Raw genomic sequence first — 21,261 nt, 5'->3', positions numbered from 1 at the left:
TATGAGTGATTTGAAGAAACAAAACATAAAAGATATGTACCGGCTCACTCCTATGCAGCAAGGGATATTGTACCACTATATGATGGATAAAAATTCAGACGCCTACTTTGAGCAGATATCACTTTCTATAAAAGGCATCCTGGACATTGATTGTGTTGAAAAGAGCGTTAATATCATTATTGAAAAGTATGACGCTTTGAGAACAATTTTTTTGTATGAAAATGTAGCCAAGCCCTTACAAGTAGTCATGAAGGAAAGAAAGCTGTCTGTCAGCTATGAGGATATTACCTCCCTTGCCGAAGAACTAAGGGATAGGTATATAGAAGAATACAGGGTTAAAGACAGAAAAAAGGGCTTTGACTTATCAAGGGATATTTTAACAAGATTAAGTGTAATTAAAACAGGCTACCAATCTTATAACATGGTATGGAGCTTTCATCACATCATTATTGATGGGTGGAGTCTCGCAAATATATTTAGAGAATTTATGGAAAACTATGAAGCCCTGATGAATAGCCGGGAGCCGGAGTCAGGAAAGGTATATCCTTACAGCCGCTATATCAAATGGTTGGAAGGCAGAAATCAGAACGAGGCCGCAGATTACTGGGAAACCTATCTTAAAGGTTACGAGCATCAGACAGTCCTTCCCCAAAACGGCAGGTCTGCAAGTGATGATTTCAGGATTGAAGAAACGGAGTTTAAAATATCTGAACAAATAACTAGCGATCTTGAGAAGTTTGCAGCCAAAAACAATACAACCATGAGTACCATTATAAAGACCATATGGGGGATATTATTACAGCGGTATAACAATACCGATGATGTGGTGTTTGGTGAGGTGGTATCGGGAAGGCCTCATGAAATACAGGGAATTGAGAGCATGGTGGGTTTATTTATAAATACCGTTGCAGTAAGGGTGAGTTGTGATGAGGATAAAACTTTTACCGAACTGATCAAAGAGATGCAGCAATCGGTGCTTGAATCTGACCGGTACAGTTTCTATCCTCTGGCGGATGTGCAGTCAAAAACATGCTTGAAAGATGCCTTGATACATCATGTCATGGCTTTTGAAAATTACCCTATGGATGAAGCGGTTAATGCTTCATCCAGTAATGGCATTTTAAATGTAGTTGGAATGGAAATATTCGAGCAGACGAATTATGATTTTGGGATACTCGTTGATGGCGGTAAGGAATTATCTATTAAATTCAGTTACAACTCACTGGTATATGATGGTAATTTCATAGAAAAAATCAAGGGACATTTTCAGTCGGTAATAGAAATTGTAACCGATAATCCCGATATGCATATTAGGAATATTGATATACTCACCGAAGTGGAAAAGAAAGAAATAGTACACTGCTTCAATAATACAACGGAGGAATACCACAGGGAAAAGACCATTCACCAACTATTTGAGGAACAAGCGGTGAAGACACCTGACAATGCGGCAGTGGTGTTTGAGGGTAAGCAGCTAACCTATAGGGAACTCAATGAGAAGTCAAATCAGCTTGCAAGAGTGTTGAGGGATAAGGGAGTTAAACCAGACAGCATAGTGGGTATTATGGTAGAACGCTCACTGGAGATGGTCATAGGTATATTTGGCATACTTAAAGCCGGAGGGGCATATATGCCTATAGATCCTGACTACCCTAAGGCAAGAATCGAATATTTACTCGAGGACAGCGAGATAGGGGTGCTGATTTCCCAAAAGCAATTCCTGGAGAAAGTGGAGTTTTACGGGAAGTATATAGACATAGAAGATGAAAGCCTTTATGCCGGAAACCCTATGAACCTGGAAGTGGTATGTTCACCGCAAAATTTGGCATATATCATTTATACATCTGGGTCTACAGGAAAACCTAAAGGGGTTATGGTAGAACATAAAGGGGTAGCAAATCTGGAGGCGTTTTTCAAGACCCGCTTAAATGTAAGTGAAAGCGATAGGATTATTCAATTTGCATCAATTTCATTCGACGCTGCAGTTTGGGAAATATTTATGGGACTATTGGCAGGAGCAACACTATATATATCTTCAAGCGATATTATCAATGACTATCGAAGATTTGAAGAATACCTAAATGAAAATGAGATAACTATTGCTACTTTACCACCTCCGTATCTGGCAAATCTGGACCCGGAAAAAGTAACTTCCTTAAAGAAGGTAATTGCAGCAGGTTCGGCTTCCACTCCCGAACTTTTAAAGAAATGGAGCAACAGGATTTCATATATAAATGCTTATGGACCTACTGAGACAACCGTATGTGCAACGGTATGGAAAGCAGATGATTGTGAGACGGCCGATAAGTCGGTACCTATTGGTAAACCTATTACCAATACCCGGGTGTTTATAGTTGATGAAAACAATAATCTTAAGCCCATAGGTGTTGAGGGTGAACTCTGTGTTTCCGGGGCAGGATTGGCGAGAGGATACTTGAAAAAACCGGAATTTACCAGGGAAAAGTTTGTACCGAACCCATTTATGCCTGGAGAACTGATGTATAAAACAGGAGATCTTGCAAAGTGGCTTCCTGACGGGAATATTGCATTTGCCGGCAGAAAAGACCACCAGGTTAAAATAAGAGGGTATAGAATCGAGCTTGAGGAAATAGAAGCAGCCCTTTTGAAGCATGCTGATATAAATGAGGCGGTGGTCATTGACCGGGAGGATTCAAGTGTAGGCAGGTATCTTTGCGCTTATATAGTGTCTGACCGAGAAGTGACAGTGACCGAAATAAGGGAGCTTATATCTAAAGAGCTGCCCGATTATATGATTCCATCCTATTTTATGAGGATAGCAAAAGTACCGTTAACCATAAATGGAAAATTGGACAGAAAGGCGCTGCCGCTGCCTGATGGAAGAATAAATACAGGAACAGAGTATGCAGCGCCTTCAGGTGAAGTGGAGGAAAGGCTTGCGCTGCTGTGGCAGGACATCCTTGGAATAGAGAAGGTAGGAAGAAATGATAACTTCTTTATGCTCGGAGGACACTCGTTAAAGGCAACAAGCCTTGTAGCAAGAATTCACAAAGAGTTCAATGTAGACATACCTCTTAAGGAAATATTCAAGACACCAACCATCTTAGAAATTGCCAGCTACATTGAAGACTCAAAGGAGAGCCTATATCAGTCCATTCAACGTGCTGGGGATATGGAATATTATCCCATGTCATCCGCCCAGAAAAGACTATATATATTAAACCAGCTTGAAGGAGCTGGAATCGCCTACAATATACCTGGCATAATATTGCTGGAAGGTACTGTTGATAAAGCACGTTTTGAGCAGGCTTTTCATAGTCTGATAGAAAGGCATGAGAGCTTTCGAACCTCCTTCCATATGATCGAGGAAGAGCTGTCTCAGAAAGTCCATGACAAGGCGGACCTAAGTATCATGTACCTGGAAACCAGTGAAGAGAAGGTTCCCGAAATAGTGGAGAAATTCATAAGGCCCTTTGACCTTGGAAAGGCTCCACTATTAAGAGTTGGACTTGTAAAGATTGGAGAAGCCAGACATATTATGGTGTTTGACATGCATCATATCATATCGGATGGAGTGTCCAACGACATACTGGTAAGAGAGTTTATAAGCTTATATGAAGGGAAAATACTTCCTCCACTGCGTATACAGTACAAGGACTACTCAGTTTGGCAGAGGGAATTGTTTGCAGGAGCTGCCATAAGTAAGCAGGAGGAATTCTGGCTCCAGACCTTTCAGGGAGAGATCCCTGTGCTGGATTTATCCACCGACTACCCAAGACCCGCAGTACAAAGCTTTGAAGGAGACTACATCAGCTTTGAAGCTGATAGCGAGCTTGCGGTTAGACTTAACAAGCTTGGATCAGACAATGGAGCTACATTATATATGACGCTTCTTGCTGCATACAATGTGCTGTTATCTAGATACACTGGACAGGAAGATATTATTGTGGGAAGTCCTATAGCTGGAAGGCCTCATGCTGACCTTCAAGACATCATAGGTATGTTTGTAAACACTCTGGCCATGAGAAACCACCCGCAAGGAGAAAAGACTTTTATTGAATTCTTGAAAGAAGTTAAAGAAAATGCTTTGAAAGCATACGACAATCAGGACTATCAGTTTGAAGAATTAGTGGATAAGCTGGACATAAGGAGGGATATGAGCAGGAATCCCCTCTTTGATACCATGTTTGCCATATACAATGTTGGAAAAGCAGAGCTCATAACGTCTGATCTAAGCTTCAAGCCGTACAACAAAGGGATAGAAGGCAGAATATCAAAATTTGACATCACCTTAAATGCATTTGAGACTGAGGATGGTATAGCCTTTGAACTCGAATACTGTACAAGACTGTTTAAGAAAGAAACAGTTGAAAGACTTGGGGCTCATTACATCAATTTGCTGGAAGAAATTGCAGCATACCCCGAAAAAAGGCTTTATGAAATCGAAATGTTATCACAGGAAGAAAAACAGCAAGTATTATACAGCTTTAACGATACTGCTCTCGAATATCCCCTGGATAAAACCATACACCAAATGTTTGAGGAGCAAGTGAAAAAGACTCCTGATCATATTGCAGTGGTTTTTGAAGGTAAACAATTAACCTACCGAGAACTGAATCAAAAGGCAAACCAATTGGCCAGGGCATTAAGAGAAAAGGGAGTAAAGCCTGATGATATTGTAGGCATAATGGTGGACCGCTCGCCTGAAATGGTTATAGGTATAATGTCAGTAATCAAGGCTGGGGGGGCGTACCTTCCTGTAGATCCTAATTATCCATTGGAAAGAAAAAGGTATATGATGGAGGACAGCAAGGCCAAAATTTTACTCACCCAAAATCATCTTATGGATCGTGATGATTTCGATGGTGAGATTATTGATTTATCTGATTATGATTATAATTTTATAAACGATGTGAATATAAAATGTATAAATAAGCCTGGTGATACAGCGTACATCATCTATACCTCTGGCTCAACGGGAAACCCTAAAGGTGTTTGCATTGATAATAAGAGTGTATTAAACCTGGTAGAGGGTCTGTTCCAGAGAATATATAGCAAATATGAATCACCGTTGAATGTTTGCCTCATTGCCCCTTATGTTTTTGATGCTTCGGTGCAGCAGATTTTCGCAGCACTGCTAATGGGGCATGCATTGTACATTGTACCGGAGGAAGCAAGGAAAGACGGTAAAAAGCTGCTGGACTTCTATAGTGAAAATAGGATTGATATTTCGGATGGAACGCCCATACACGTAAATATGATGTTAAATTCTCCTCCTATAGATAATAACCTAAAAGTGAGACATTTTATTATAGGCGGAGATGTTCTTCCATTTGATGCAGTAAAAGACTTCCTAAGCAGATTTGAGGATGTGCAACCTTGCATCACAAATGTTTATGGTCCTACCGAATGCTGTGTGGATTCTACGGAATATTTGATTACTGCGGCGGGGCTTAGTAGATTGGATAATATCCCCATAGGCCGTCCTTTGCCAAACACCAGAGCATGCATACTTGGTAAGAAATTAGAAGTAAATCCTATAGGTATCGCTGGGGAATTATATATATCTGGGGATGGTCTTGCCAAAGGCTATTTAAACAAGACGGGGCTTACTGCAGAAAGATTTGTATCTAACCCGTTTATAAAGGGAGAAAGAATGTATCGTACTGGGGACTTGGCAAGATGGCTGCCTGACGGGAATATAGAATTTTTAGGCAGGATGGACCACCAGGTAAAGATAAGGGGATTTAGAATAGAACTTGGAGAAATAGAGGCTCAGCTATTAAGACATGCTTCAATAAAAGAAGCTGTGGTTATTGTAAAGGAAGACCAACAGAAGAACAAGGATCTGTGTGCATATTTCGTTGGGGAAAATGAACTGACAATAACTGAACTAAGGGAATGCCTTTCAAAAGAATTGCCCGAGTATATGATCCCGGCATACTTCATGCAGCTGGATGAAATGCCTTTGACAGCCAATGGTAAGATAGACCGGAAGAACTTGCCCCACCCTGCTGCTCATTTAAATACTGGAGTAGAGTATGAAGCACCTTCAGGTGAAGTGGAAGAGAAGCTTGTACAATTGTGGCAGGATATCCTGGGGGTTGAGAAAATAGGGAGAAATGATAATTTCTTTGTGCTTGGGGGGCACTCATTAAAAGCAATAAACTTTGCAGCCAAAATTCACAAAGAGTTCAATGTAAATATATCTCTTAAGGAGATATTCAAGCTGCCGACAATTGCAGAAATTGCCAAGTACATCCAGGAAGCCCAAGAGAGTATTTATCAATCTATCCAGCCCACTGGAGAAATGGAATACTATCCTATGTCGTCTTCCCAAAGAAGGCTGTATATATTAAATCAGCTTGAAGGAGCAAGGGTGGCATACAATATGCCAGAGTTTATGTTGTTAGAAGGCAGTATTGATATAGAACGTTTTGAGAAAGCCTTAGATCAGCTGGTAAAAAGGCATGAGGCTTTCCGGACCTCCTTCCATATGGTAGATGGTGAACCGGTGCAGAAGGTCCATGATGAGGTGGAATTTAGTATCATGTACATGGAAACCGGCGAAGAAAAAGCCTCAGAAGCAGCAAATGAATTCATAAGGCCATTTGACCTTGGCAAGGCTCCTTTACTAAGAGCAGGGCTCGTAAAAATTAGAGAAGACAGGCATGTCATGATGCTTGATAAACACCATATCATATCTGACGGGGTGTCGGATGAAATACTGGTAAGAGAATTCATAAGCTTGTATGAAGGAATGAATCTTCCAGCACTTCAGATTCAGTACAAGGACTATTCCGTATGGCAGAATAAATTGTTTGCTGACGGCACAATCAGTAAACAAGAAGAATACTGGCTCCAGGCATTTAGGGGAGAAATACCAGTACTTGATATGCCGGTAGACTACCCAAGGCCGGCTATACAGAGTTTTGAAGGCGATATGGTCAGTTTTGAAACAGGCCGGGAACTTGCACATAAACTGAACAAGCTTGCCGTGGATCATGGAGCAACACTGTATATGGTGCTTCTAGCTTCATACAATGTGCTTCTTTTCAAATACACCGGACAGGAAGATGTCGTAATTGGAAGCCCTATAGCAGGAAGGCCACATACAGATTTGCAGGACATCATAGGCATGTTTGTCAATACCCTAGCTATGAGGAATTACCCTCAAGGTAAAAAGAATTTCAGCGAGTTTTTGATGGTAGTAAAAGAAAATGCTCTAAGGGCTTATGAAAACCAGGATTACCCATTTGAGGAACTTGTGGAGAAGCTTAGCATTAAGCGGGATTTGAGCAGAAATCCGCTGTTTGATACTATGTTTGTCTTGCAAAATAAAGAGGCATCAGAATTTAAGATGAATGGGCTAAGGTTCATGCCCTATGATAATGAGTTCAGGGCGTCCAAATTTGATTTGACCCTAAACGCCCAAGAGACCCAGAATAATATTGTATTTGGGTTAAAGTATGCTACTCGTCTGTTTAAGAAAGAGACAATAGAAAAACTTGGGGTCCATTTCATCAATGTACTGGAAGAGATCACAGCTTACCCCGAAAAGATGCTGTCCGAAATAAATATACTATCTCAGGATGAAAAACAGCAAATACTAAATAGTTTTAATGATACAAAGGCAGAATACCCTAGGGATAAGACTCTACATGAGCTGTTCCAAGACCAAGTGGAAAGGACACCTGATAATGTAGCTGTAGTGTTTGAGGACAAGCAATTAACCTACAGGCAGCTCAATGAAAAGGCAAATCAGCTTGCCAGAGCACTAAGAAGTAATGGTGTAAAGCAAAACAGCATAGTTGGAATAATGGTAGAAAGATCCGTAGATATGCAGGTTGGAATACTGGGAATTTTAAAAGCAGGAGGTGTCTATTTACCAATTTCAACCAAACTTCCTGAACTAAGAATAAAAAAATTACTGGAAGATAGTAATGCAACTATGCTGTTGACGCAATCACATTTAGCGGATAAAGCAGAGTTTTACGGTAATATATTACTGCTTGATTCCCCTGAAATATACATTGGAAGTGCTGAAAACCTTGATAAAATAAATAAACCAGAGGACTTAGCTTATATCATTTATACATCGGGATCTACTGGAGTTCCGAAGGGTTCAATGATAGAGCATCGAAGTGTAGTTAACTTGGTTTATGGACTAAGAAAGCTTGTCTATGAAAATTATGATAATTATTTAAATGTTGCCCTTGTGTCCCCTTACTTTTTTGACGCATCTGTAAAACAAATATTTGCGGCTTCTCTCCTTGGCCATACGCTGTTTATAGTTCCTGAGGATACAAGGCTAGATGGTGAGGGCCTTCTAAAGTACTATAACAGGAATTCAATTGCTGTTTCAGACGGAACACCAGCACATATAAAGCTTTTAACAGATACTGCCAGGCCTGGCGAAAGTCTTTCAGTTATGCAGTTTATTATCGGAGGGGAAGAACTTTCATGTAAAGGTATACAAGGTTTCTATGATCGGTTTAAAGATAATAACCCTACTATAACAAACGTTTATGGTCCAACAGAATGCTGCGTAGATTCAACTTATTACCATTTAAGCCGTGAGAAGGTGAGAAATCTAACAAGTATACCTATAGGTATGCCATTGCAGAATTATAAGATATATATACTTAATGAAGACATGAATATCTTACCGGTTAATACAACTGGTGAAATATATATATCTGGAGATGGGCTGGCAAAAGGCTATTTGAACAAACTTGAATTGACTACGGAAAAATTTGTAGCTAATCCTTTCAGCTCTGGAGAAAGAATGTATCGTACCGGTGATCTTGGAAGGTGGCTTCCTGACGGAAACATCGAATTTATAGGCAGAGTAGACCATCAGGTAAAGATTAGGGGCTTTAGGATAGAGCTTGGGGAAATAGAAGTGCAGCTATTAAAGCATCCTTCAATAAAAGAAGCTGCGGTAATTGCAAAGACAGACCAGGAGGGCAACAAGTATTTGTGTGCTTATATAGCAGGGGAAAGTGAATCTACAATATCAGATTTAAGGGCGCTTCTCTTAAAAGAACTTCCCGATTACATGATACCACAATACTTTGTTCAGCTGGAAAAGCTGCCTTTGACAGCCAATGGCAAAATAGATCGGAATAATTTACCCCAAAATGACGGTACTTTAGCTACATCAGTAGAGTATGTAGAGCCTTGCGGTGAAGTTGAGGAGAAGCTTGCACTGCTGTGGCATGATGCCCTTGGAGTACAAAAAATTGGTGTGAATGATAACTTCTTTGAACTGGGAGGATACTCACTGAAGGCAATATCCCTTATAAGCAGAATTTATGAACAGTTAAATGTTGAGGTACCACTAAAAGACTTTTATATGGCCCCAACCATAAAGGAAATTGCCCGTTTTATACACAATACGTACGCCAATGATTATATTACACCAAGTCCGGCAATTCATTTTAATTCAGCAATGGAGAGTCTTATGTTTGCATTCCCTCCAGGAGGAGGAAATGGAATAGCTTATGGTAGTTTATCAAAACAAATGAATGCTTATTCCATATATTCCTTTGACTTTATAGAAAATGAGAGCAGGATGGAGGAGTATGTGAAGGCAATTACTTCTGTCAAACCCGAGGGCCCATATATTCTATTTGGTTACTCGGCAGGAGGTAATCTGGCATTTGAAGTTGCTAAAGTATTAATTGAAACTGGACATCATGTATCCGATATAATCTTTCTGGATTCGGCTAAATCATTTGTCCTTATTGAGGAAGAAAGCGAAGATGCTAAGAAACTTGCTGAGCAACAGGATAAAGAATTTATAGAAGAAAATGAGAAACTTATAAAAGGCATGTTTGGAGATAACCAGGCAGTTATTGAAAAGGCCATTGAAAGAATGAGAAATTATCATAAATACACTAGAAGTGTTATAAACTCGGGACAGATAAACTCCAATATCCATCTTATTATATCACAGCAGCAAGACAATGAAGGTGAAGCTGATTTATGTGAAGGATGGAGAGAGGCAACAACGGGAGAGTTCAAAGTATATAACGGATTTGGCAGTCATTTTGATATGTTAAGTACAGGATATATAGATAAAAATGCGGCTATTATTAAAGAAATATTGGAAGAGATCAACCAATAGTTCAGATATAAGGGGTAGATATAATGGATAAGATTAAATTGTTTTGTCTGCCGTATGCAGGAGGTTCTGCAGCAGTATATAAATATTGGGAACAATACTTGCATGATAGGATTGAGCTTTTCCCGATTGAGCTTGCGGGAAGAGGCAGCAGGATTGGTGAACCGTTTTACGGAAGTGTTGAGGAAGCGCTTGAAGATATACACCGTATTATCATAAGCAACCTTGAAGAACAACCTTATGCGTTGTTTGGCCACAGTATGGGCAGTGTACTTGTATATGAACTTGCCTATAGAATAAAGGAGCTCGGACATCCATATCCTGTCCATATGTTTATTTCCGGCAGATATCCTCCGGGTTTTGTAAGTAAGAAGAAGGTACTCTATGATTTGCCGGATAAGGAGTTTGTGGATGAGGTATTTAAGCTGGGAGGCACGCCCAAAGAGGTTCTGAAAAGCAATGAATTAATGGAGTTGTTTTTACCGATACTCAGAGAGGATTTTAGAATTACTGACACATACAGGCACATTGAAAAAAACGCTAAGCTTGACTGCGATATAAGTGTATTGTGGGGAAAAAGAGAAAAGGGAGCCACTATTTTTGACGTTGCAAAATGGCATGATTATACGTCCAAAAGTTGTAAAATTCATATGTTTGACGGGGATCATTTTTTTATACACGATTACAAAAAGGATGTAGCAGCAATAATAAATAGTAGTCTCATCGACTTTGCAGACAATGGTATGTGAAGACTGAAGTTTATTTAAAATTTAATATGAAATCAAGAGGCTAAGTTTTTAGGTTGACTTTAATGACCTGTAGACTTAGCCTCTTTCCAGTCTAATCAAAAATTTCAAGAAAGTAGAACCTACGTCCTATTGGAATTATTTTCATGTTTCTGTATTACGACGAAAGCAGCGCTCCATTCCTATACGCTATCCCAACGGTACATGCTTAAAGACACATCGGTGAAAATCCTGGAAATTGCGCCGCCAGGGGTTCAAACGTATTTCAATAACGATCCGAGCTCTATGCTACTAGCATCATTCATTGATGAAACGATGAAGGTACTTGGTACGGATGCGGACGAGGTTCTAGTGGAAGAAGCGAAAGTATTTCGAAACAACCCGGGCCCGAACGAAGGTATTTTTGTGAACCAGTTAAACAATATGATGTTTGAGCCGCCAAAGGGTCATTAATCCGTTTAATACTTAGCGTATATTTTCGTTAATTATCTCAACTCGCTTTTAGAAAATCCTTGATTATCAAGGGCGTGTACATCGAAGACATGTAAACAACGTATTCGCCTTGACAATGAGCCTCGCGGCATCGGAGTCTAAACACGTGCGCCGATGCCCATAGGACACGGTTTACCTAGGGCTTGCTGAACGAATCAAAACTCCAACAGGCACAAGGGTTTAGGGCCTCTTATGTCGAAGGAAAACGGGGCAGCCCCGTGAAAAACCGTGCACTTGGAGGCGTCAGGATTGTATCAGCGAACCGAGAACCAGATGAACCTGCCCGTCGACTTTTTTCTGCCGTTCGGCGGAAAGCTCGCAGAAGATAACCGCTGGGTGCTGCTGGCCCAGATGATTCCGTGGTGGATGCTCGAAGAGAAGTATGCGAAAAACTTCAAGAAAAGCCTCAAGGGCCAAAAAGCCGTTTCGATCCGTATCGCGCTCGGCGCACTCATCATCCAGGAGCGGCTTGGCACCGATGATCGGGAGACACTTCGTCAGATTCTGGAGAACCCGTATCTGCAGTACTTCCTCGGTCTGCCGGAATATCGGTACCGCCGTCCGTTTCATCATTCTCTCATGACGCATTTCCGCAAGCGATTGGGTGGCGAAATTCTGGATGAAGTGAATGAATGGATCGCTCTGGAAGAAGCGCGCAAGTGTCGGATGATTCATCGGACGACGATGAACCTGGCAGCGGAACTGACGCAGCGTCCGGTAAGCCTTCAGAAACGCAGCCACAGCAGATGGAACTGACGAACGAGGGCGAACTGCTGCTGGACGCTACCTGCGCGCCGGCGGATATCGCCTACCCGACGGATTTGTCGTTACTGAATCAGGCCAGAGAAAAGCTGGAGAAGATCATCGACATCCTGCACGAACCGGAACGTGGAAAGACCCGCAAGCCCAGAACATACCGAGAGCGTGCCCGCAAAGCCTATCTGGCGGTTGCCAAGCAGCGGCGCGTGAAGCCGCGCGCGATACGAAAAGCGATCGGCAAGCAGCTCAGGTTCGTTTCCCGTGATCTGCGCATGATCGCCGAACTCGCCGATATGACGAGCGGCCTGCCGCGGCGTTTGTACAAGGAACTGCTGGTCATTCAAGAGCTTTATCGTCAGCAGCAAACGATGTATGACAAGCGGACACACAGCATATCGGATCGGATTGTCAGTATCGCACAGCCACATGTCAGACCGATCGTGCGCGGCAAAGCCAGGGCAAACGTCGAGTTCGGAGAGAAGCTGGCGATTAGCGTGGTGAACGGCTACGCTTTCCGCGAGCATCTGTCGTGGGATAGCTACAACGAAGGGCAGACATTGCAGGACGCCGTAGAGCGTTACCGCGCCAGATTTGGTTATTATCCCAAAGCGGTGCTGGCCGACCAGATCTATCGAACCCGCGACAACTTGCGCTTCTGCAAAGAGGGAATTCGCTTAAGCGGACCGCAGTTGGGTCGTATTAATAATGGTTTCGCATTTTCAATAACCTTAGATATAGTCGAGCTATTTCATAACTACACTCACCTAAAATCACTTTGCGATGATTCGCTGCTCTCATCAGTTGGAGTAACTACAGACAATCTCTTTGTATTAGCAAAGTTAACATCAATTAAAGACTTTATGAGATTATTAATAAATTTACGCCGACCAATCGGAATTATTGGTTCGATTTCAACTTTACGGGAATACGGGTTTCTCAGTTATGAATCTGTTAATTCAATGGACATTACGATATATCCGATTAAAAGTGAAACAAGCAATTTTCGGAACACAATTCCAGAAAATCCAATTAACCAGTGTGCAAATCATTTAAGATTATATATTGATGGTGATGGTTATATTTATCCTTGCTATGGACTAGTGGGGCTGAGAGAGTTTTCTTTGGGTAACATTAAAGATGGTTTTGAGAATTCAACTTTTGTAACAGATAATTACGATTTAGATTTATTAGAGTTAAAGAGAAATGGACCGAAGCTACATGAAAGTACAAATCAGCTACAACGAGTATCAACACTTCCTTGGATTTGTGAACGTCATAGAATGGAGTTGTTAATGGATTGAAGTATCATTCAAATACTCAAACATTGTTATTTCACCTTGATTCTATATTTCCACACATGAAAATTCAAGAATTACTCCCACTATCATTAAATAGAAGTTATGTATATAAAGCCATCACAGCGCGTGAAGATTTTCTTTTGAAGATTCTTCCTATCAACTCTTTGGATAGATTACAACGTGAATATCTTGCTATACAAACACTATTTCGCGAAGGAGCTCCCGTACCACGTCCCCTCAAAGAAGAGAATAATATAATACAAATTAATGAAGTGGCATTTATGGCAAGGGCTTATGAGTTTGTTGAAGGTCATGCACTACAAATTAATAAATCCAATTTCTTCTCACTAGGCACTTCAATTGGTCATATACACAATATTTGGGATAAGATGAAGAAGCCGAGTTGGCTCCGAGATATTACAATTAATGAGTTACTATATAACTCATTGGACGCAATAAGAAATTCTTACAATGATTGTGAAAGTCTCTTATTGACTGAACGACTAACAAGCACAATAGCTGTAATATTAGAAAAGTATAACGATGAATCTTTATTTGGATGCTCACATGGGGATGCACACCACTTAAATGCAATACAAACAACTCTTGGACAAACTGTGATAATCGATTTTGAAGATGTTGGTTGGCAGTGGAGAATATATGATCTAGCGACTGCAATCTGGGGCACTTTTGGGAGAGGGGGGACCCCTGAAATTTGGAAAGAGCTTATTTCAGGGTACTCCTCTATACGCTTTTTAAACCAGGAGGAGGAAGGCCTAATACGTTTCTTAATTTTTGCCCGTCATTTATGGTGGCTAGGCTTACATGCTAAGAACTGGAATATGTGGGCGCGACAATATTCAAAAAAACATTTTTTCGAGTCAGGGATTAATTTGTTAATAGCCATAAGCAAAGATGTTTGTGGACTTAAGGTGCTGGGTGGTCTCTAACAGTACATTCTCTTAGGTATTCGTTTGCAACGCGACATCATAAGGAAAATAATAATGTACCTAAACCAAGGAAGAGACCAGTTTAATTACTTGGAAGTATTTCGACCTACTGTGACCTCATTTGATAATTACGTAAAATATAATTTTGACGAATATTTATAACTGAAGTATAATAATTTACGGAGGTTATACATATATGGATAAACAAATGAAAATGCATTACATGAATCGAATCGATGAAAAATTGTCTGATCTTCCGTGGTTTATTACGGAATTTATTGATAGTAGAAAACGAAAACTTTCTCCCACAACGCTTCTGAACTATTGCCATGACTATATTATTTTTTTTGATTGGTTAGTTGCAGAAAATTTTACTGAAGATAGCCGTAAAAACATTAAATTAGCTACTTTGGAGAAACTAACGATTCGTGAAGTGGAAAATTTCCTATCTTTTTTGGAGTATCAACTAGGCAATGCCAAGCTAACCATCAACCGTAAATTGTCCTCACTAAAATCCTTATTTGATTACTTACAGAACAAAGCTGAAACAAATGACTTAAAACCATATATCCAGCGCAATGTTATGGCCAAAATGGATTTAAACGTGATTAAAGAAAGCCAAGAAACCATTGCCAATCGTATTGATGGGAAAATTCTTAGAGAAGACGATTTTGAGTCATTTAGGCAGTTTATAGCTCATGATTTCGGAGAAATCAATAAAGAGAATAAACGTATTTTCAATTTCCATCAATTTAACCGTGAACGAGATACAGCTATTGTTTCCCTCATTTTAGGTTCTGGTCTTAGGCTCTCTGAGGTAGCAGGTATTAACATTGAAGATTTAGATATGAACAAAGCTTTGGTGCGTGTTATACGAAAAGGCAATAAAGAACAATACGTGTATTTCAGCAAGCAAGCGTTACTAGATTTAGAAAATTATCTGCAGATTAGAGAATCCAGATATATCCCAGAAAAAAACGAAAGCTTTTTGTTTATTGCAGCTTCCATAGGTCGTAAAGGAAAAAGCCGACGTTTAACGCAGCGATCTATTGAAAAACTAATCGAAAAGTATGCTTCAGCTTTTGGAAAACCAGCATTAACCGTGCATTCTCTAAGACATTCATTTGCAACGCGCTATCATTTAGAGAACAATGATGTGCCTAGATTGAAAAACCAATTAGGACATTCCTCAATACAAACAACCATGATCTATACACATTTAACAGATGAGGAAATGAGGAAGGCAGTCAATAATATGGATAAGTAATGTAGAGCGCGTCAAGTAAGTGACACTAAATTGCCTACCTGACTGGGAGAATGACACAAAGTTACCTACTTGACTGGGTGAGTGACACAAAGTTACCTACTTAGCTTGATAAATAAAAAAAATTACCTCATTCGCTTGAAGAAAAAGAACTAAGTCACTCAAAAGTATGATTTAACTACTAAAGTAGGGAACTTTGTGTCATTTTAGTAGGGGATTTTGTGTCAATGTACATCGATATTCAAAAATGCTTTAGGCTTATTCCAACAGAAGTCATTACATATTCACAAAACTCGTATTTTGTACATATGTATATAAATCGGTTTTACCCCTTGTTTTTAAGGTTTTTGCCGTTCTTGTTGATTGATACAAATCTCCCCTCGTTTTTGACACCAAAGCAAGGCAATCGTTGTAGATAGAATACTGAATAAAGTTACCTTTCCTGTACCAAATCTATGCAATAATCTACTTGCAAATAAACTGGATACAACAGTACAAAACGAGACCGTTAACGATATATAACCTGCCATTTCTGTTGCGGCGCCGATATCAAATTTCATAATGGACCATGCACTGCCAAGTAAGGCATCTGGCAGTCCGAGACCTATAAATACGAGGTAAATAACTATAAGTAGTACCGTAACCATCTTCGTTCTCTCCTTAATTTGTGTGGAATCTTTAATTGTGCGTTTTCTGTGTCTTGCCGGAACAATATGTCCGGACCAGTTCGTATTCCTCTGTTAAGCCTCTATTTTATTCTTTCAAGAAAACTACAATATATTTGTTTGAACATTTCTTCCTCTTCATACTCAATTAATTTCAAAAGTCTGATAATTAGTAAATCCCTAAACCAACGATTCAAGATACGATCTTCTCCTTTTTAAACTTCTTATTTTATATTATCGCTACACTTAAATCGAAAAAGAATGAGTTGCCAAGAAAACAGGCTAATCACATATTTTTAGCAGAAAATTACATGCTATTCCTTCAACCCCTCCTCTCTTCGCTTAAACTGTTGTCTAAACTCCGACGGTGGGAGTCCAAACCGAAGTTTGAACACTTTGGAAAAGTGAGCAACGCTTTCGAACCCAGTAGTGAAACAGACATCGGTAGCAGACAGTGACGTCTCTAACAGTAACTTCTTAGCTTTATCCAACCTCCTATTGCGAATCCATTTCAACGGTGAGGTATGATATATTGCCTGAAACTCCCGTTTGAACGTTGACAGGCTTCTACCAGACAAATAAGCCAGATCATTGAGGGATACGGGATTTGTGAAATTTTCTTCCATAATCTTATCGATACTACTGTTCCTATCATGGTTAGATAGTTGCAACAGTTGATATTGAAAATGATCATTTGAGTCTACCAGGTGAAATAGAAGTTCCATTAACTTGATCCGAACGAGTGCATCTCTAACATCGTCTGGGTTGTCGAAATAGGGTTTTAAAGACTCAATGTAAGATAGAGTGAGGTCATTAACCTTAATAATGGATACAGGAACTTCACCGTTCACTGGATAAATCGGTTTTAAACCAGCGAATTGGACAAATTCCTCAACCAATTTCTCATTCAGGAAAAACATCATATAATCAAGCATGTATTCAGAACCGGGTTCCCCTGATTTCTCGTATTCAACCAGCATAGACTTGTTAATAAACACCATTTCATTGCTCCGGACGATATACTCTTGATCTCTAAAACGTACCGTGTAAATGCCCGATTTAACAAACAACAAAAGATGTTCCTTCAGGAAGCATGTTCCTATATCACCTTGTGTATGCAAATAAAATTTAATGACGGATAACCCGTTCTGCTTTAGACTTCCTTTTTTATCTGGTGCACTTTCCAGCTCTTGCGGAGCTTTGATCAACTTGCTAGTTCTCATGGACATTAGGAAGCCCCCTTTTTCTCCTACATCACCTTAAGGATAATTTCGTAATTAGTTAATAGAACTGGAATTGACTTCCCTGAGATTTAGTTGGATTTCCATCCGTAAGGTCTTGCGTTCTAACTTTACCTATAAGATAACAGGAAACAGTAATAGATACTTTACTCCTAGGCTCAGATCATTTGTTCATTTAGCTCAAAATTTAATAAGAGCGCAATACCTCATGTCGTAATCCTAACTCTCTAAATATGTTAGCTGAGCTATAAATGCATTCAAATCAAGTTCTGTTCTTCTCGGATGTCATATCATAATCCTCCTTGGTATGTAATAAAAAGCTATTAATTTCATCGGAACCCTGCTGTTCATTTTGTATTGTGAGATCAACATTTCATCTTTTAAGAATTTCAGTATAATGATTATTTTTTTCGAAAACTTGCATGATTATCCTCAAATGTATATCTAGTCTACATTTGTAGACGATGTGAAAAGGGAGAATACTTAATGAGTACCGCCAGTGTCGTTATTTCAAGCAGCAAGATCGATTTATACAAAATCAAAAGAACTCCGATATTGGTAGCATTAGTTATAGGTGCTTTTATAGCAATTCTTAGTGAAACTTTGTTAAGCAATGCATTGCCTGAACTGATGCAGGAATTTGGAGTGACAGCTTCAACCATTCAATGGCTTACTACCGCTTATATGCTTGTCGTCGGCGTACTAGTTCCAGTACAGCGGTGATGCAGCAATGGATATCAACCAAGCAGTTATTTACAGCAGCAATGGTTACGTTTCTTGCTGGAACCTTGATTGCGGCATTTGCTCCAACATTCAGTTTTCTACTCACAGGTAGGATTGTACAGGCATTTGGTACGGGGCTTATGATGCCTCTGATGATGAATACGATATTGATTATCTTCCCGCTGGAAAAACGCGGTGCTGCAATGGGCCTGATGGGTCTAGTGATCATGTCTGCCCCAGCACTTGGACCTACGCTTTCAGGTGTTATTATCGATTCATTAAACTGGCGCTGGTTATTCTACATCCTCATTCCCTTGGCTATGATTTCTATTTTTGTAGGAGTGAAATACCTGACCAATGTTATGGAAATCACCAAGCCCAAGATTGATATTCTATCCATCATTTTATCTACACTCGGCTTTGGTGGCATTGTTTATAGTTTCAGTAAATCCGGTGATCTTGGATGGTCAAATCCGGAAGTTTACTGGACGCTAAGTGTTGCTTGTTTGTCATTGGCGTGGTTTATCTTCAGACAACTAAGGATCAAAAATCCGATTCTTAATTTGCGCACCTTTAAGTACCCTATATTTGCCTTGATGGTTGTGCTGATGATCACCATGATGATGAGTATGTTCTCCACGATGGCACTACTGCCTATGTATTTGCAGGGAGTATTACTACTTACAGCCTTTAAATCAGGTATTATTATGCTTCCTGGTAGTATTATAAACAGTTTGATGGGACCTATTTCCGGAAAACTGTTTGATATTTTCGGGCCGCGGGTCGTCATTGTTCCATGAGTGGTCATCGTTGCATTTGCAATGTGGATGTTTACAGGAATTGATGCTTCGACTACCACAACGTATATTATCCTAATGCATTCTATATTCTTAGTGGGAGTATCCCTTGTGTTGATGCCAGTGTAAACCCCTGGACTGAACAGTTACCCAAAGAATTATATCCTCACTGTACGCCATTTGCTGCAAATGGCAGGGGCCTTAGGTACCGCTTTGCTTATCAGCAAAATGTTTTCGGCTCAAAGCAAGTGTTTGGCCGATTCTGCAGAGATAGTTGCTTTTTCGGTTGCATGCTTGTAAGGAGTCTATGCACTGGGACTCATACTTTCAGTAATATCCATTATAGTAGAACTCTTCATCATACGTTTTAGGAAGCAAAGTACAATTACTATTCAAGAGAAACTGCACCCCAGTTTCTCTTGAATAGTAATAATCACATAACTTAGTATCATAACCAATTTCACAATTTTGAGTTTAACTTAGTATTTTTTAAGCGCTTCAGAATTAATCTCGAAATTCATTTATTATTTTTGTGGTATATGTTTTAGGAACAGCAACGTCTTTCATTTTCTTTACCGTGTTGTGAAGTAAAGAATAATGGATTTAACTTTACCTTTATTCTAGGAACAATGTGACAATATTTTACCAGACAATATACAAATAAGAAGCCACTGATTTCCCAGATCAGTAGCTTCTTATTCATGTAATAGACTTATTCTGACTTAGCTTGTCGTTAGTTCCTTATACTAGCTCCTTTTTATGAGTATCTCTTATTACATGTGTACTGCTTAGCGTTACAATATGCTGTGGTTCCAGCCCTAGAAGCACTCTTCCGTACAGTTCCATGCAAGTAGAAGCTGTGGTAAACGCATGATTAGCCCCACCACGAATATCGCGGAATATTTGGGATAGTCGGTTCGAATCCAGTATTACACTTCCGCCGCTTTCGACCACTAACATTTCAACGGCTTCCCAACATAACATTGCCGCATATCCAATATCCGTTTGAACCCGCGCGAAGTTTTGTTGATCTAGGAGCTCACAGTTCTTTTCATAAGTCTCTAGAATTTCAACGGATCGATGGATATGAAGATGAGCAGATTCGATCTTCATGGCTGCCAGTCCTACCTTGTACTGGATATGTCCAATTTCTGCCTGGGATTTGTGGATTGTCATGGCTATTCCCTTATGGGGTGCCTTTTCAACAAAGTGTTCCAACGCTCCTCTTGCAAGTCCCAGAATTGTGCTAATTCCTGTTGTGAGACTGGTTATCAAAAATAAATAAGGTTTGAATCTGTCTTCGCCTTTTAGATGCTGCAGCATGCTTTCATCAACTTGCTCTGCATCCTCATAAGCGACAAACTCATCAGAAATAAAAACATCATTCATTTCCAAACTGTTACTTGCCGATCCTTTTAGGCTCATCGTGTGCCAATCATCAATAATTTTAATTTCATCCATGGGAACAACAGCAAGCTGCATTTTGGGATCTTGCTGCATTCCACTCGCATCCTTTAAATTTAACAATGCATGTGTTGCATGCTTAGACCCGGAACCAAAGGCCCAACGACCATACTCAACCAGATAACCTCCCTCAACTTTCCTCACCACTGTTTTGATGGCTTGAAGTACCGAGCAGAATCTCACTTCGTTGACTTGATTGAAGATTTTACTCACCACATTTGAGGGTAGTAGCTGGGATGCACTATAGTTATTTCCATTTAAATTTTGAATCACCCATCCAACAGAACCATTGCCTTTCGCAACTTCAGAGACAATTTCAATCATTGCCCTTATGCTAACTTCAAATCCACCATATTTCTTCGGTGTTCTGAGCTTAAAAAGTCCTGCACTTGAAAGCTTTTCGATAACTTCTTCCGGTATGTGCATGTTTTTATCAATTTCCGTACCATATTCCTTTAAGAATGGAACTAATTCCGTAGCATTCTGAAGAAGTTTTTGCTCTTCATTGGTAAGTGAAATTACTTTACTTAGGTTTGACATTCCAAACACTCTCCTCTTTACACGTATTAGATTTTAATATGGATCATGATATAAAAGACTCTTAAACTATTCTTATATCGATACAATTCAATTTCGGGTTATTCATCCTCGCGCTATATCTCATCATCATGTACCTCAATAAACTTCTAGTTATTTGGAAGACAGTACTTTAAAATAAAAAATATGACGACGAAGAGGATAATCTCGTTGCATT

General features: G+C 39.8%; 8 protein-coding genes and 2 pseudogenes. 7 read left to right on the top strand and 3 right to left on the bottom strand.

Translation table 11 applies throughout. The annotated features are described in order from the left end of the window. Nucleotide 1: 1 nt before the first annotated feature. The 6 genes and pseudogenes from MKY24_RS13105 to xerS all read left to right on the top strand — a co-directional run bounded on the left by MKY24_RS13105 (nucleotide 2) and on the right by xerS (nucleotide 15,620). The gene (locus tag MKY24_RS13105) at nucleotides 2–10,111 is read left to right on the top strand and encodes an amino acid adenylation domain-containing protein (protein WP_339202229.1); all 10,110 of its coding nucleotides are present in this window, start codon (nucleotides 2–4) and stop codon (nucleotides 10,109–10,111) included. Between the two features lie 23 nt (nucleotides 10,112–10,134). Continuing rightward, nucleotides 10,135–10,857 carry a thioesterase domain-containing protein gene (locus MKY24_RS13100; protein WP_023988771.1) on the top strand — a complete coding sequence of 241 codons (723 nt, stop codon included), beginning with the start codon at nucleotides 10,135–10,137 and terminating at the stop codon, nucleotides 10,855–10,857. A gap of 201 nt (nucleotides 10,858–11,058) precedes the next feature. Further along, entirely contained in the window at nucleotides 11,059–11,307 is a 249-nt protein-coding gene (locus MKY24_RS13095) for a hypothetical protein (protein WP_019687304.1), read from the top strand. Between the two features lie 288 nt (nucleotides 11,308–11,595). Next, nucleotides 11,596–12,803: pseudogene (locus MKY24_RS13090) on the top strand (IS5 family transposase); the annotation flags it as partial. 659 nt (nucleotides 12,804–13,462) lie between these two features. Next, nucleotides 13,463–14,353, top strand: coding sequence for a phosphotransferase (locus MKY24_RS13085; protein ID WP_144390583.1), 891 nt, complete (start codon nucleotides 13,463–13,465; stop codon nucleotides 14,351–14,353). Nucleotides 14,354–14,549: 196 nt separating this feature from the next. Further along, nucleotides 14,550–15,620 carry a tyrosine recombinase XerS gene (xerS, locus tag MKY24_RS13080; protein WP_023988768.1) on the top strand — a complete coding sequence of 357 codons (1,071 nt, stop codon included), beginning with the start codon at nucleotides 14,550–14,552 and terminating at the stop codon, nucleotides 15,618–15,620. A 335-nt stretch (nucleotides 15,621–15,955) separates the two neighbouring features. On the opposite strand, the gene MKY24_RS13075 is transcribed toward xerS, so the two are convergent. Further along, the gene (locus tag MKY24_RS13075) at nucleotides 15,956–16,264 is read right to left on the bottom strand and encodes a hypothetical protein (protein ID WP_053325484.1); all 309 of its coding nucleotides are present in this window, start codon (nucleotides 16,262–16,264) and stop codon (nucleotides 15,956–15,958) included. Nucleotides 16,265–16,596: 332 nt separating this feature from the next. Then, entirely contained in the window at nucleotides 16,597–17,511 is a 915-nt protein-coding gene (locus MKY24_RS13070) for an AraC family transcriptional regulator (RefSeq protein ID WP_053325483.1), read from the bottom strand. Nucleotides 17,512–18,009: 498 nt separating this feature from the next. Between MKY24_RS13070 and MKY24_RS13065 the strand changes: the two are divergent. Beyond that, nucleotides 18,010–19,466, top strand: a pseudogene (locus MKY24_RS13065) (DHA2 family efflux MFS transporter permease subunit). 318 nt (nucleotides 19,467–19,784) lie between these two features. On the opposite strand, the gene MKY24_RS13060 reads toward MKY24_RS13065, so the two are convergent. After that, nucleotides 19,785–21,047 (bottom strand): acyl-CoA dehydrogenase family protein, encoded by a 1,263-nt coding sequence (locus MKY24_RS13060; protein ID WP_023988695.1) that lies wholly within the window; start codon nucleotides 21,045–21,047, stop codon nucleotides 19,785–19,787. Nucleotides 21,048–21,261 lie beyond the last annotated feature (214 nt).

It is taken from the genome of Paenibacillus sp. FSL P2-0322 (genome assembly GCF_037975315.1).
Classification (GTDB): Bacteria; Bacillota; Bacilli; order Paenibacillales; family Paenibacillaceae; genus Paenibacillus; species Paenibacillus polymyxa_B.
The sequence above is the reverse complement of the archived record's forward strand: the minus strand, read 5'-3'. Positions and strand labels throughout refer to the sequence as shown.

What these genes read in the sequence shown, in the direction of transcription:
- MKY24_RS13100 (WP_023988771.1), top strand. Translation starts at nt 10,135, where the DNA reads ATGGATAAGATTAAATTGTTTTGTCTGCCGTATGCAGGAGGTTCTGCA.
- xerS (WP_023988768.1), top strand. Translation starts at nt 14,550, where the DNA reads ATGGATAAACAAATGAAAATGCATTACATGAATCGAATCGATGAAAAA.
- MKY24_RS13105 (WP_339202229.1), top strand. Translation starts at nt 2, where the DNA reads ATGAGTGATTTGAAGAAACAAAACATAAAAGATATGTACCGGCTCACT.
- MKY24_RS13095 (WP_019687304.1), top strand. Translation starts at nt 11,059, where the DNA reads ATGCTTAAAGACACATCGGTGAAAATCCTGGAAATTGCGCCGCCAGGG.
- MKY24_RS13070 (WP_053325483.1), bottom strand. Translation starts at nt 17,511, where the DNA reads ATGTCCATGAGAACTAGCAAGTTGATCAAAGCTCCGCAAGAGCTGGAA.
- MKY24_RS13060 (WP_023988695.1), bottom strand. Translation starts at nt 21,047, where the DNA reads ATGTCAAACCTAAGTAAAGTAATTTCACTTACCAATGAAGAGCAAAAA.
- MKY24_RS13075 (WP_053325484.1), bottom strand. Translation starts at nt 16,264, where the DNA reads ATGGTTACGGTACTACTTATAGTTATTTACCTCGTATTTATAGGTCTC.
- MKY24_RS13085 (WP_144390583.1), top strand. Translation starts at nt 13,463, where the DNA reads ATGAAAATTCAAGAATTACTCCCACTATCATTAAATAGAAGTTATGTA.